14 protein-coding genes and 1 pseudogene are annotated in these 12,336 nt (G+C 68.5%); 8 read left to right on the plus strand and 7 right to left on the minus strand.

The features are described from left to right. Positions 1–15 precede the first annotated feature (15 nt). Positions 16–486: a thiamine pyrophosphate-dependent enzyme gene (locus ADBZ6I_RS11605; RefSeq protein ID WP_526383958.1), complete on the plus strand. Its 471-nt coding sequence runs from the start codon at positions 16–18 to the stop codon at positions 484–486. Positions 487–1,751: 1,265 nt separating this feature from the next. Here the strand turns inward: ADBZ6I_RS11605 and ADBZ6I_RS11610 are convergent. The 4 genes and pseudogenes from ADBZ6I_RS11610 to ADBZ6I_RS11625 form a co-directional block, all read right to left on the minus strand. After that, positions 1,752–2,567, minus strand: coding sequence for an SDR family NAD(P)-dependent oxidoreductase (locus ADBZ6I_RS11610; protein WP_526383934.1), 816 nt, complete (start codon positions 2,565–2,567; stop codon positions 1,752–1,754). A 43-nt stretch (positions 2,568–2,610) separates the two neighbouring features. After that, a pseudogene (locus ADBZ6I_RS11615) lies at positions 2,611–2,838 on the minus strand (fructosamine kinase family protein); the annotation flags it as partial. Between the two features lie 29 nt (positions 2,839–2,867). After that, positions 2,868–4,088 carry an alpha/beta hydrolase gene (locus ADBZ6I_RS11620; protein ID WP_526383936.1) on the minus strand — a complete coding sequence of 407 codons (1,221 nt, stop codon included), beginning with the start codon at positions 4,086–4,088 and terminating at the stop codon, positions 2,868–2,870. 15 nt (positions 4,089–4,103) lie between these two features. Then, positions 4,104–5,180: a glycoside hydrolase family 6 protein gene (locus ADBZ6I_RS11625; protein ID WP_526383938.1), complete on the minus strand. Its 1,077-nt coding sequence runs from the start codon at positions 5,178–5,180 to the stop codon at positions 4,104–4,106. A 217-nt stretch (positions 5,181–5,397) separates the two neighbouring features. Here ADBZ6I_RS11625 and ADBZ6I_RS11630 point away from each other — a divergent pair, with 217 nt between their 5' ends. The 4 genes from ADBZ6I_RS11630 (at position 5,398) to ADBZ6I_RS11645 (ending at position 8,510) form a co-directional block, all read left to right on the plus strand. Next, positions 5,398–5,997: a TVP38/TMEM64 family protein gene (locus ADBZ6I_RS11630; protein WP_526383960.1), complete on the plus strand. Its 600-nt coding sequence runs from the start codon at positions 5,398–5,400 to the stop codon at positions 5,995–5,997. 223 nt (positions 5,998–6,220) lie between these two features. Beyond that, entirely contained in the window at positions 6,221–7,243 is a 1,023-nt protein-coding gene (locus tag ADBZ6I_RS11635) for a fused (3R)-hydroxyacyl-ACP dehydratase subunits HadA/HadB (protein WP_526383940.1), read from the plus strand. 17 nt (positions 7,244–7,260) lie between these two features. Beyond that, complete coding sequence (locus ADBZ6I_RS11640) at positions 7,261–7,656, plus strand: hypothetical protein (RefSeq protein ID WP_526383942.1); 396 nt, start codon at positions 7,261–7,263, stop codon at positions 7,654–7,656. Beyond that, entirely contained in the window at positions 7,578–8,510 is a 933-nt protein-coding gene (locus ADBZ6I_RS11645) for a manganese-dependent inorganic pyrophosphatase (RefSeq protein ID WP_526383944.1), read from the plus strand. Before ADBZ6I_RS11640 ends, ADBZ6I_RS11645 begins: the two co-directional genes overlap by 79 nt. Here the strand turns inward: ADBZ6I_RS11645 and ADBZ6I_RS11650 are convergent. The 3 genes from ADBZ6I_RS11650 to ADBZ6I_RS11660 all read right to left on the minus strand — a co-directional run bounded on the left by ADBZ6I_RS11650 (position 8,497) and on the right by ADBZ6I_RS11660 (position 10,200). Continuing rightward, positions 8,497–8,790 carry a TetR/AcrR family transcriptional regulator gene (locus ADBZ6I_RS11650; RefSeq protein ID WP_526383946.1) on the minus strand — a complete coding sequence of 98 codons (294 nt, stop codon included), beginning with the start codon at positions 8,788–8,790 and terminating at the stop codon, positions 8,497–8,499. The two genes, ADBZ6I_RS11645 and ADBZ6I_RS11650, sit on opposite strands and share 14 nt — an antisense overlap. Then, positions 8,687–9,319: a hypothetical protein gene (locus tag ADBZ6I_RS11655; protein ID WP_526383948.1), complete on the minus strand. Its 633-nt coding sequence runs from the start codon at positions 9,317–9,319 to the stop codon at positions 8,687–8,689. The genes ADBZ6I_RS11650 and ADBZ6I_RS11655 overlap by 104 nt, the downstream gene beginning before the upstream one ends. 98 nt (positions 9,320–9,417) lie before the next feature. After that, complete coding sequence (locus ADBZ6I_RS11660) at positions 9,418–10,200, minus strand: amidohydrolase family protein (RefSeq protein WP_526383950.1); 783 nt, start codon at positions 10,198–10,200, stop codon at positions 9,418–9,420. Positions 10,201–10,357: 157 nt separating this feature from the next. Between ADBZ6I_RS11660 and pnuC the strand changes: the two genes are divergently transcribed. From pnuC to ADBZ6I_RS11675, 3 genes are all read left to right on the plus strand, one after another. Next, positions 10,358–10,957 (plus strand): nicotinamide riboside transporter PnuC, encoded by a 600-nt coding sequence (gene pnuC, locus ADBZ6I_RS11665; RefSeq protein WP_526383952.1) that lies wholly within the window; start codon positions 10,358–10,360, stop codon positions 10,955–10,957. Further along, positions 10,954–11,481: an ATP/GTP-binding protein gene (locus ADBZ6I_RS11670; protein ID WP_526383954.1), complete on the plus strand. Its 528-nt coding sequence runs from the start codon at positions 10,954–10,956 to the stop codon at positions 11,479–11,481. Before pnuC ends, ADBZ6I_RS11670 begins: the two co-directional genes overlap by 4 nt. Positions 11,482–11,530: 49 nt before the next feature. Then, a partial coding sequence (locus ADBZ6I_RS11675; RefSeq protein ID WP_526383956.1) for a serine hydrolase domain-containing protein occupies positions 11,531–12,336 on the plus strand: 806 nt, incomplete at its 3' end.

The following is a 12,336-nucleotide window of genomic DNA, read 5'->3' on the forward strand; positions in this document are numbered from 1 at the left end:
CTGGCGGGTGGCCGCCTGCAGCCGGGCCGGCAACTCCGCGTCGAGTTCGAGGGCGTCCAGGCGGGACAGGAAGCGGCTCATCTCCTCGTCCATCAGCCCCTCGACACGAACGTTGAGTTTGTCCATCGCGATTTTCGACATGCGGCGCACACCGTCCTCGCCGAACACCGCTTCGAGCAATTTCTGCGCCAGCACGGTGGACGCGCCGGCGATGCCGATCTCAGTGCCGGTCAGCCCACCAGTCGCCGAGAACACCACCACCATCAACGCCAGGGTCACGGCGTTGACGCCGTAAGCCATCGCCCGTGCGGTCTGGCGCTTGTCGGCGCCCTCGGTGCGGATCATGTCCAGCAGGTCGTCCTGCCAGGACCGGACCAGGGCCGCGGCCCGGTCGGGAAGGTCGGCGGACGCCCGCGCCAGATCCGAGCCGCCCAGCAGTGCACGCCCGGCGGCATCCTGGCGCCAGGCCAGCTCGGCGCGCCGTGACGCCTCGTTGGCCGAGTCGACGAGCAGGCTGGCCAACCCCGACTCGATGGCCTCGGTGACCCGCTCGGGTGGGGTGGGCTCCCCGCGGACAGCTGCGCTGAGCTTGTCCCGCAGCCGGCCTACGCCTTCCTCAAGTCGTTTGAGCAGTTGCCCGGTGCCCACGAATTCCTGCCAACGGGCCAGCACCTCGCCCCGCATCAGCGAGCCGTCAGAGGCTGCGGACTCCAGGTTGGCCACAGCTTGGGCGTAGGACTGGTCCACCGACTCGCGCAGCCGGTTGGCCGTGTTGAGCTGTTGGCCGACGGCATCGGTGATGGCGGGCATGTCGACGACGATCTGCCCGACGGCACCGTCCATGGTGCGCCGCGCCACCGCGGCGCGCATGGCCGCGTCGGCCACCAGGTTGTTCAGCCACGTCTGCAGATCGGCCGTGCGGTCGGCCGGAAGCATGCCGTCGACCAGCGGCGACTCGGGGATCACGAACAGCGGGGCACCGGCCAGGCGCTCCTGTGCGAGCAGTTCCCTCAGGTGGGCGGTCACCTCGGCCATCGCCTCGGCCGGAACACGGTTGAGCACGATAACCACCGCCGCGTTGCGATCGACCGCCGCCCGCAGCGCCGCCCACGGAACGGCGTCGGCGTACCGCGAGGCGGTGGTCACGAAGAACCACAGGTCCGCGGCCGACATCAGCATGCCCGCCATCTCCCGGTTGGTCTGGGAGACCGAGTCGAGGTCGGGGGCGTCGAGCAGACCCACACCGCCGGGCACCTCGTCGACGTCAACCAGCCGCAGGCCGAAGACGTCGTCAACGCCGCCGAGCGAAGCCCCACCGGTGATGCGCGGCAGCCGCGGCAGGATGTGGTCGGAGGCGAACCAGTCGGCGTCCACCGGGTTGCAGGCCAGCACGGGGTGCCGGGTGGTCGGGCGCAGCACACCCGGGGTGGTGACCGGCCGGCCGACGAGCCTGTTGACCAAGGTCGACTTGCCGCTGCCGGTGGAGCCGCCGACAACTGCCAGCAACGGGGCGTCGGCATCCCGCAACCGGGGCAGGATGTAATCGTCGAGCTGGTTGGTGAAGCTCCCGGTCAGGCTGCGGGCAGCGTCCGCACCGGCGACCGGCAGCGGTATCCGCACCTGCCCCAGCGCTGCGCGCAACGATTCCAGCGGTGGCAGCAGAGATCCGGACACCGCTTCATCCTGCCGTAGAACCGGTAGCGGTTGGCGCTAATGGTCGGGTGGGCCGGCCTCCGGCCAGCTAGCGGCCGTTAATGCCCCGCAAACTCGTCCATGGAGTTGTAGACGCCGGCTCGGCGCATGTACATGTCACGCAGCTTGACCGGCAGCACACCACCGAGCACCTTGGTCAGCTGCGCCGTCCACGGCATGATCACGAACGGCTCCCCGGTGAGCATCCCGGCCCAGGACTCCTTGACCACGTTCTCCGGTTCCAGCATCGGCGTGAACAGGATGCCCTTGGCACCGTCGAACATGCCGGTGTTGATGTACGCCGGGCAGACGGTGGTCACCTTGACCTGGCGATAGCCGGCCTGCTCAAGCTCCAGACGCACCGAATCGGAGAAGCCGACCGCCGCCCATTTGGAGCCGACGTAGGCCGCCATCCGCGGGATGGCGTTCAGGCCGGCCGAGGACGCGATGTTGACCAGTCGGCACTCGGTGCCCGACTTGATCATTGCCGGCAGGAACTCCCTGGCCACCAGCATGGGCGCGATCGAATTGACGTTCACCGTCGCCAGGAAGTCCTTGGGATCGTTCTCCCAGAAGTAGCAGTTACCCCGGACGATGCCGGCGTTGTTGAACAGCACGTGGATCGTGCCGGTGTCGGCCAGGACCCGCGCGGCGGCCGCGGCCACCGCGTCCTGCGAGGTGACGTCGACCGCGTCGTACCGGACTTTGCCGCCAGCTGCTTCCAGCTCGGCGGCGGTCGTCCTCAGCGCCTCTTCGTTGACGTCCCACAGCACGACAGCGGAGGCGCCCTCCGCGACGGCGCGCGCGGCGTACAGCTTGCCCAACCCCATGGCACCGCCGGTGATCAGGACGTTTTTTCCCTTGACGGACTGCATGCTGATTCCTCCCGATGTGATGAACGACACACTGTTGTCCGTTCTACCGCATCGGCGGGGCCGCCCGTGGAGGTCTGCCCAGATCAGCACGGGTGCCGCGCGCGCCGCGACAAAGATTTGCCCGACGTAGGCTCCGCCGAACCAAGCGACGGACGTAGGCTCCGCCGAACCAAGCGACGTGGGCCAGCAACGGATACAGCTGGTGCAGTGGACGGCGATCGCGCCAGCGGGGTGTCAGCGGGTGCACGCACTGATATCCCCGGTAAACGCTTGACGAACGCCGCTCCGGTCGTCACGGTCCTAGGCGGGAAGGCGCCGACGGAAGAAGCCGATCAGCTGGTCGTAGGCCTGCTGCACTTCCGGGATTCCGGTTCCGTCGGCGACCGGAACGTGCCACATGCCGTCGCTGACGACCAGAGTCACGTCCACCCCGGAGGTCCGGGCGCTCTGGGCCACCCGGATACCGTCGGAGCCGATGATCTCGGCGGTGGTGGCGAGCAGGAACAGCGGCGGGCATCCCGCGAAGTCACCGAACACCGGCGACACCAGCGGTTCGGTGGGCGTCGCACCGGCGACGTAGGCGCGCATCGACAGGTCGATGTCGTAGGGCGACAGCACCGGATCGTTGAGGCCGACGGCGGTGAACAGGTAGCCGCTGTGGGTCATGTCCGCGCCCGGGCACAGCGCGGCAGCGGCCCCGGGCAATGGCAGCCCATCCTTCTTCAGCCGCAGCAGGGTGGCCAACGTGAGGCCGCCCCCCGCCGAAACCCCTAGGAGCTGAACGTCTTCCGGACGAAACTCCTCGATGATGCCGGTGTACGCGGCGATCACGTCATCCAGGGCGGCCGGGTAGGGGTGCTCGGGCGCCAACCGGTACTCGATGGAGAGCACCGGCACGCCCAGCGCGTCGGCGATCGCGCACTGCAGCGGCAACTGCGTCCGCCGGGAGTTGAGCACCCAGGCGCCGCCGTGGATGAAGACGACGGCCTTGTCCGGATGACTCAGCACTTGTGGATCGACCCGCTGGACGGTGATGCCGTTGATCTGGCGGTCCTCGACTGAGCGTGTCGCCGACACTGCGTCGAACGTTGTCTGGTCGCCGGCGTTGCCGAACTGGCGCACCGCGGCCAGCTGGGCGGGGTCGTCGACGGGCAGCGGCACCTGAAGCTGGTTGGCCCACGCCGCCTTGGCTTGGGCGCTGATGCCCGCGGGCGCCGGAACCGTGTTGGGCCCGAACACGATTGGGATACCGGCCTGCTGCAGAGCCCGGGCGGGTTCCTCGAGATTCGACGGAAAGGTGTAGCTCTCCCGCCGGGGTATGCCGGGTGCCTCAGCCGCCGGCGCGCCCGCGGCCTGGGCTGGCGTCGAGGTCATCGCCGACGTCGCGGCCGGGGGCGGCGGGGCGGCGTCTGCGGCAACGTCGTCGGCGACACCCTGGCTTTTGTCACACGCACTGGGTGCGAACGCGGCGACCGCCAGCGCGGCACCGCCGATCAGCACCGAGCGGCGATCTGTGCGCATCGGCTTCACGGGTGCTTACCGGCCGACGTTCTGCACCAGTTCGACGGCGTACTGGGTGATGAACTGTCCGGCGCCGGCCTCGCCCACGCCGCAGGCGCCGTCGGACTCGCCCGGACGCTTGACCCAGAGGTAGGCGTCGGCATGGGCGCCCGCCGTCGCCGTGGTGGGCGCCACGCCCAGGGCGCGGCCATCGGGGTTGCACCAGTGCAGCGGGTCGTCGGCGGATGCCGGCCCGGCGCCGTTGCGCGAGGTGTCGATCACGTAGTGCTTACCGCCGACCATCCCCGACACCGTCTCGCCGAAACCGATTTCCTCTTCGGTGGTGTAGAAGTTCGCCGTGTTCAGACTGAAGCCGCGGGCTTTGTCGACGCCGGCGTCACGAAGCCCGGCGGCGAGTTGCTCGGCGCTCAGCCAGCGGGAATGGCCACCATCGACGTACACCGCGGCGGCGGGATCCCGGGTCAGGGCGTCCACGGCGTAACGCATCAGGGCGAACCGTTCGTCGCGCTGTTCGGGTGACAGGCAGCCCGCCATCGCGATGGCGTCGGGTTCCAGGATGATCGCCGCGGGCAGCGAGCCCAGTCCCGCCGCGACGGCGTCGATCCACTGCCGGTATTGCTCGCCGGTGGAGAACCCGCCGGCCGCGTAGCTCCCGCAGTCACGGTGGGGAATGGCATAGATGGCGAACACCGGGGTCGCCCCGGCCGCCGCGGCGTTGCCGGCGTACCGCGACACCGTACCGGCGACGGTGCCGGCCGGGAAGGCCTGGTCGAGCCAGTAGGCCGTCGGGGTGTTGGCGATGGTTTGCAGTTCGGCACTCGACGGGTTGCGGCGCGCAGCCGCCATGGCCAAGGAGATCGGGTCGACGTAGAACGGCCGCCCGGCCAACGGATTGGAGTCGTCGACCAACCGCATCGGCGGAGCGGGGACCACCCGGACTGAGTCGGCGGCCGGTTCGGCCAGGACGCCCGCGCAAACAACGGACACGGCCGCGAGCAGCGGTGCGACGGATCGGGACAGGATGCCGGCTACTGAGGAACGCACCCCCAGAAAATAGTGGGAAGCAGCGCCGATCGTCACTTTTTGCCGCACCGCAACGGCCTCGTGGATGCCGCATCCGTATCATCGGCACCATCAGCCTCAGCAACACCAGATTCCGCGGTATAGCGTGCGGTGGATGAGCGTCCCGGACGGCCCCGACGACGGCCCCGACGAGGTCCAAGAGGGCGGCCCAGCCGACTTGGTACCGGCCGTCAGCCGCCGCCCGCACGCCCTCCGGTTGGCGTTGTTCGTCGCCTTCCTCCTGGTGATGTTCTATCTGGTCGCCGTCCAGCGCGTCATCGATATCGAGGCGGTCCGCGGGGCCGTCGCCCGAACCGGTCCGGTGGCTCCGCTGGCCTACGTCGTGGCGTCGGCCGTCCTGGCCGCGCTGTTCGTTCCGGGTCCCCTGCTGGCCGCGGGCAGCGGACTGTTGTTCGGGCCGCTGCTGGGCACCGTCGTCACGCTGAGCTCGGCGACGGGAACGGCGGTGATCGCCGCTGCGGTCGGCAGACGCGCCGGGCGAGAGAGCGCACGCGCGTTGATCGGGCCGCAGTGGGCCACCCGCATCGACACTGCGATCCAGCGCCGCGGGCTGTGGGCGGTGGTCGGCCAGCGGTTCATCCCGGGAATCTCCGACGCGCTGGCCTCCTACACCTTCGGCGCGTTCGGTCTGCCACTGTGGCAGATGGCAGTGGGTGCCCTCATCGGTTCGGCTCCGCGGGCTTTCGTCTACACCGCCCTCGGTGCGTCGATCTCCGACCTCAGTTCACCGCTGGCCTATGCGGCGATCGCCGTCTGGTGCGTCACCGCGATCATCGGCGCCGTCGCGGCGCACCGCGGATACCGCCGTTGGCAGGCCCGGCGCTGACGCGGCGTTGCGGCTGTCGAAACGATCCAGGTATTCGGTGAGGGGGAACAGCGGAACCTCGGAACTCCCCTGCTGCTGGCCGTCCCTGCTGTTTCCGCCGTACTCGAAGGGGTCGTCGATGTCTCCCATTCCGCCGGTTCCCCTCCGACCGCGGCATGCGGGCGGCATTAGGGTGCTGTGGTCGGCCTCAACGAACACGCCGGCAGAACAGTTGGGCGAATTCATGACTGCAGCATCCGAGGCGCCGGATCTCGAATCCCGGGTCGGCCACTACTACCAGATGGACGGCACCTACCTGGTGGGCCGCGAGAAGATCCGCGAGTACGCCCGCGCTGTTCAGGACTATCACCCCGCGCACTGGGATGTCGACGCCGCCGCGGAACTCGGCTATTCGGGCCTGGTGGCGCCGTTGACGTTCACCTCCACCCCGGGCATGTCGTGCAATCGCCGGATGTTCGAGTCGGTGGTCGTCGGCTACGACACCTACGTGCAGACCGAAGAGGTCTTCGAGCAGCACCGGCCGATCGTCGAGGGCGACGAACTGCACATCGACGTCGAGTTGACGTCGGTGCGCCGTATCGCCGGCCGGGATCTGATCACCGTCACCAATACCTTCACCGACGCGGCCGGCGAGCGGGTACACACTCTGCACACCACCGTCGTGGGCGTCACTTCCGATGACATCGGGCCGGGCGTTAAGGCGGCCGTGCAGAAAATGATGATGCACGACATGGACATCATGTCGGTCGGCACGTCCGACTATGAGAAGACAGTGCGACCCCCGGACGAGATGCGCATCGCCTCCGGCGGAACGCGCCCCCTGGCCACGCTCTCCTTCGATGACCTAAAAGTCGGCGACGACTTGGGCGTGCACCACACCCGGCTCTCCCGCGGCGATCTGGTCAACTACGCCGGCGTGGCCGGCGACGCGAACCCGATCCACTGGGACGAGTCCATCGCCAAACTCGCCGGACTTCCCGACGTCATCGCCCACGGCATGCTGACGATGGGGCTGGGCGCCGGATTCGTATCCGCGTGGTCCGGTGACCCCGGTGCGGTCACCCGCTATGCGGTGCGACTGTCGGCGCCCGCCGTCGTCCCGGCCAATGAGGGCGCGGACATCGAGTTCAGTGGGAAGGTCAAGTCGCTGGACCCCGAGACCCGCACCGGCGTGATCCTGGTCAACGCGAAGTCCGACGGCAAGAAGATCTTCGGCCTGGCAACCTTGGACGTGCGTTTCCGCTGACCGGTACCGTTCGGCGAATGCTCGACGAACTCGCCGGCCAGGTCCGTTCCGGGCGGATCGACCCTGTCGACCTGGTGGAGGAAAGCCTGCGCCGGATCGCCGCTGACGACCACAACGCGGTGATCCGCGTCGAGGCCGACTCCGCCCGCGCCGCCGCCGCCACCCATCCGCGCATCGGGCCGCTGGCCGGGTTGCCCTTGCCGCCGCCGGGCCGACGACCGACCACCGACGTCCCCCGCACGGACCTCAACCGGGACCAAGGTCAAGTCCGCCGATTGAGGGACAATTCCCCAATCGGGTTACTGGAATCGCCGAAGTCGCTATGTTTGCCAGCATGGCTACGGTTCTTATTTTCGGACACAGGAATCCCGACACCGACTCGATCTGCTCGGCGATCGCCTACGCAAGCTTGAAAGCGAAGATCGGCGCCGACGCCGAGGCGGTGCGGCTGGGGCCGGTGAGCGCGGAAACGCAGTTCGCCCTCGACACGTTCAACGTGCCGGCACCGAGGTTCGTCGAGTCGGTGTCCGCCGAGACATCCGAAGTGATCCTCGTCGACCACAACGAGCTCCAGCAGAGTGCCCTCGACATCGCAAAGGTCACGGTGACCGAGGTCATCGACCATCACCGGATCGCGAATTTCGAAACCGCGGGTCCGCTCTACTACCGCGCCGAGCCGGTCGGCTGCACCGCCACCATCTTGAACAAGATGCACAAAGAGAAGGGCGTCGCCGTGAGCCCGGACATCGCCGGGTTGATGCTGTCCGCGATCCTCTCGGACAGCTTGATGTTCAAATCCCCGACCTGCACCGACGAGGATGTGGCCGCGGCCCACGAGCTTGCCGAAATCGCCGGTGTGGATATCAGCACCTACGGTGTCGACTTGTTGAAGGCCGGCGCCGGTCTGTCGGAGAAGACGCCCGGCGAACTGATTTCGCTGGACGCGAAAGAATTCTCGATGGGCGACACTAAAATCGAAGTCGCCCAGGTCAATGCGGTCGACCTCGATGATGTGATGTCCCGCCAGGCCGAGCTGGAGACGGCGATGAACGAGGTCAGCGCAGCGAAAGGGCTCGGCCTGTTCCTGTTCGTGGCCACCGACATTCTCAGCGGCGACTCGGTGGGCATTGCGGTCGGCCCCCAGGCCTCGAAGGTCGAGACGGCATTCGGCGTCAAACTGGAAGACAACCGCGCACTGCTCAAGGGTGTGGTGTCACGCAAGGCGCAGATCATTCCGGCGTTGACGTCGGCGTTCAGCGCGGCTTGAGGACGCGCTGGACGACGCCCTGATTGAACAGATCGAATTCGATGGTGGGGAAGTAGTAGTAGCAGGTGCCCTTGGTGGTCGCGGCCAGTTCGATCACGTCGATCATGCCGGTATCGCCGTAGCCGACCTCTCCGAACAGGTCGGCGGCCGCGTCGATGATTGCCCGGTTACCGAGTCTATGGATTCGGAACGGGCGCAGCGGGATCGGTGAGCCACGGCGGCGCGGGGCCGTCGATCGGGTAGTAGCCGGGCGGCAGGGCGGGGCGGTTGGCGGCGGCACCTGCCGGACCGGTCGAGCTCGCCGGTGTCTCCGAGCCGGGCGCGTTGGTCGAGATGTATCCGGGCGGCAGCGCCGGAGCGGGACCGGCCCCCGGCGGCGGTGCCGGCGCGCCCGCAGGACCCACCGGAGCACCCGGGGCCAGGAACGGGTTCTGCGCCTGATGCCAGATGTCGATGATCGATCCCAGGATGCCGCCGCCTGAGTTGTTCGCCGGCTGGGGGACCTCGGGAACCGACGGCCGCGGAACGGGGGTGTCGGCGGGCAGCAGCGGGGGAGCCGCCGGCGGGCCGGGCGCCGGGGCGGGGGCCGCTGCGGGCGGGACGGCCGGAGCCACCGGTACCGGAGGCTGGCGCGGTGTCATCGGGTCGTTGGACACCGGTGGAGGCGGTGGAGGCACCGGAAGGGTGGTTATCGGCGCCGGCGCCGGCTCAGCCGGATCGGCCCACGCCTGCGCCGCCCCGGCCAGCGCGGCACCCAAGACCGCCAGTCCTGTCAAGACCGTCGTGATCGCGCCGTGCCGTTGAACCATCAGATTCCCCACAGTCTCTTCACGCCCACAGTTTCTGTCACGCCCAACCCGGTGAGCGACATGACGGCCCTGATCGTCGCACACACTCGTCCACCGGGTCATCGCCGCGGCGACTCGGTCCGGTACAGCTGGGCGGCATTTCGCCAGACGACGTTGTCGAGGTGCTCAGTGCCGATGAGCTCCCCGAGCCCGGTGAGATCGGCGTCGCAGAACGGCCGGGGAGCGCGGGTGGACGGCAGATCGGTGCCGAAGACCAGGCTGTGCGGATTGACGGCCAGAATGCGGTTCATCGCCTCGGCCCGGTCCACGTCAAGGCGGCCGAACCCGCTCGCCTTGGCGTAGGCGCCCCGTTCGACCAGGCGTAGCAGGTGCGGCAGACCCTCGGCACTCAACCCCAGATGGTCGATGCTGATGACCGGCAACCCGGTCAGGGTGTCGAACAGATCGGGCAGGTCGCGGGCATCGATGTAGAGCTCGCTGTGCCAGCCGGCGATCTCGTGGACCCGACGGGCCAGCCGGTCCAGATCGCCCAGATGCGCGGAGCCGCCGCGGCGGACGTTGAACCGCACCGCCCGGACTCCGGCCGCGTCGAGTCGCCGAATGTCCTCGTCGGTGGCGTCGGGCGGTATCTGGGTGACTCCGACGAATCCGGGACCGAGCGCCGCCAGCGCCGCCCTCAGATAGCTCTGGTCGAAGCCCTGGAACGAGCCCGATACGACGGCACCTCCGACGACGCTGAGACCGGCGACCCGGCGCCGATAGTCCTCGACGGTGAACGGCGGCGGCAGGTAACCGTTGTTCTCCTGCAGCGGGAACCGGGGATCGATGATGTGCAGGTGGGCGTCGAAGACGTGACGCGTACCGGCCTGACTGTCGCTCATGACATCACCCAACATAGGCTTCCGCGTGCTCACGGGGATAACCTGGTAGCCGCAGAATCACTCACCGCGGGAGGCCGGGGCAACCGGTCTGAGAAGGTGGCATACCGCGTCGCCGACCGCATGACCGTCCGGGTAATGCCGGGCAGGGAGCGCGCACATGACGGTGCTGTTCACTGTGTGGGGTTACGGCGTCACGGCCATCGAATTCGCTTCGGTGATCCTGGCCTTCCTTGCCATCGCCCTGGGCATCTCCGGCAACCGCTGGACCTGGCCGCCCTACTTTCTGTCCAGCCTGTTGTACTCCTGGCTGTTCGTGGAGTTCCACCTGTTCGCCTCCGCCGCCATGCAGTTGATCTTCATGGCGGCGGCGGTCTGGGGCTGGTTCTCCTGGGGGCGCGACGGGGCTCGGGTCCCGGGTCGGCTCGACACCGCCTTCCGGATCCGCGGAATCGTCGGCGTCCTTCTGATGTGGGTTCTGCTGGCGCCGCTGCTGCAGCGCATCGGCGGAGCGGCCACCTGGGGCGACGCGTTCATGTTGGTGGGTTCGATGGCAGCGCAGCTGCTGATGGTGCTGCAGAAGGTGGAGGCCTGGCCGATGTGGATCGCGGTGAACACCGTCGGCGCGGTGCTCTACGCCAGCCAAGGTCTGTACTTCACGTCGTTGTTCTACGCGGTGCTGATCCTGATGGCTGTCACCGGCTGGCGGGCCTGGTCCGCACGCGCGGCGAATCCCGCACCGGCGGTAGCCATTTCGTGACCCCGCCCGGCCTCATCTCGGTTCTCGGCGGCGAGTCCACCGGCAAGTCCGTGCTCTCCGCGGCGCTGGGCGCCCAGCTGCCGGCGGTCGTCGTCCCGGAGTTCCTGCGCAGCTGGGTCGAGCAGCACGACGGCCGAATTCCCGATCCGATCGAACAGGCGCAGGTGATGGCCGCACACCGCGAGTCGGAGGTGTCCGCCGTGGCGCGGGCTGCCCGTGCCGGGTGGTCATGGGTGGTCTCCGACAGCGGTCCACTGATGACGGCGGTCTACAGCATCCAGTACCACGACGATGCCTCGCTGCTGCCGCAGGCGTTGGAGTGGACGACGCGTAGCGAGCACGTGCTGTGGTGCCAGGACGACTTCCCCTGGCAACCCGACCCACAGCGCGACGGTGCAGACGCCCGCGCGCGGTCACAGCAGATCCTCGCGGCGATCTTCGCCGAGCACCCCGAGTTGCCGGTGCTGGATCTGCGCGGTTCGCTGCAGGAGCGGATCGAGACCGTCGTCATGACACTCACGTGAGGCGGTCGAGGTGCCGAAAGCACCCAATGCATTCGGTTAACCTGCAGCAATGAATGCCGGTGCCGGTCGCCGATTGCGCGGATGCGCCCTCGGCGCCGTCGTCGTCGCCGTCGTGACCTCGTGTGGACGGGTATCGCCTCCCCCCGTACCGCCCACCAGCCCGGCCACGACGTCCTCCGCGGCGGCGGCCACACCCCCCGTCGTCCCGGTGGTTCCGCAAGGGGACTTCACGCCCGTCACCCGACTGGTCGATGACGCGATCGCCGCGCCCCGGATGCCGGGGGCGGTGGTCCAGATCGGCCACGCCGGCAAGATCGTGTTCCGCCAGGCGTTCGGCTCCCGCAAGCTGCCGGGCGAGCCGGGTTTGGACGGGCTACCCGCACCGGCCGAACCGATGACCGAGGACACCATCTTCGATCTGGCCTCGCTGACCAAGAGCCTCGCCACCGCGACCGCGGTGCTGCAGCTGTGCGAGCAGGGGAAGGTCGGGATCGACGAACCGCTGCAGACCTATCTGCCCGACTTCAACCCGGTCAACGACCCGCGGCGCGCCGAGGTGACGCTGCGCATGGTCCTCACCCACACGTCCGGCCTGGCCGGGGACCTCAGCGTGGGAGGGCCGCCGTGGGGACTGGACCGCGCCGACAAAGCCGAGGGCATCCGCCGGGCGCTCGCCACGCCGCTGGCGTTCCCTCCCGGGGAGGTCTTCCACTACTCCGACATCGGCTTCATTCTGCTCGGCGCGGTGATCGAGAAGATCACCGGCGAGCCGGAGGACGTCTACGTACAGAGCAAGGTCTTTGCGCCACTCGGTATGACCGACACCCGCTACCTTCCCGCCGACAAAGCATGCGG

It is taken from the genome of Mycobacterium sp., from assembly GCF_044342925.1.
In the GTDB taxonomy this organism is placed as follows: domain Bacteria; phylum Actinomycetota; class Actinomycetes; order Mycobacteriales; family Mycobacteriaceae; genus Mycobacterium.

Coding starts and splice junctions, on each gene's coding strand:
- ADBZ6I_RS11630 (WP_526383960.1), top strand. CDS start 5,398: ATGTTCTATCTGGTCGCCGTCCAGCGCGTCATCGATATCGAGGCGGTC.
- ADBZ6I_RS11620 (WP_526383936.1), bottom strand. CDS start 4,088: ATGCGCACAGATCGCCGCTCGGTGCTGATCGGCGGTGCCGCGCTGGCG.
- ADBZ6I_RS11610 (WP_526383934.1), bottom strand. CDS start 2,567: ATGCAGTCCGTCAAGGGAAAAAACGTCCTGATCACCGGCGGTGCCATG.
- pnuC (WP_526383952.1), top strand. CDS start 10,358: ATGACGGTGCTGTTCACTGTGTGGGGTTACGGCGTCACGGCCATCGAA.
- ADBZ6I_RS11640 (WP_526383942.1), top strand. CDS start 7,261: ATGCTCGACGAACTCGCCGGCCAGGTCCGTTCCGGGCGGATCGACCCT.
- ADBZ6I_RS11660 (WP_526383950.1), bottom strand. CDS start 10,200: ATGAGCGACAGTCAGGCCGGTACGCGTCACGTCTTCGACGCCCACCTG.
- ADBZ6I_RS11635 (WP_526383940.1), top strand. CDS start 6,221: ATGACTGCAGCATCCGAGGCGCCGGATCTCGAATCCCGGGTCGGCCAC.
- ADBZ6I_RS11655 (WP_526383948.1), bottom strand. CDS start 9,319: ATGGTTCAACGGCACGGCGCGATCACGACGGTCTTGACAGGACTGGCG.
- ADBZ6I_RS11645 (WP_526383944.1), top strand. CDS start 7,578: ATGGCTACGGTTCTTATTTTCGGACACAGGAATCCCGACACCGACTCG.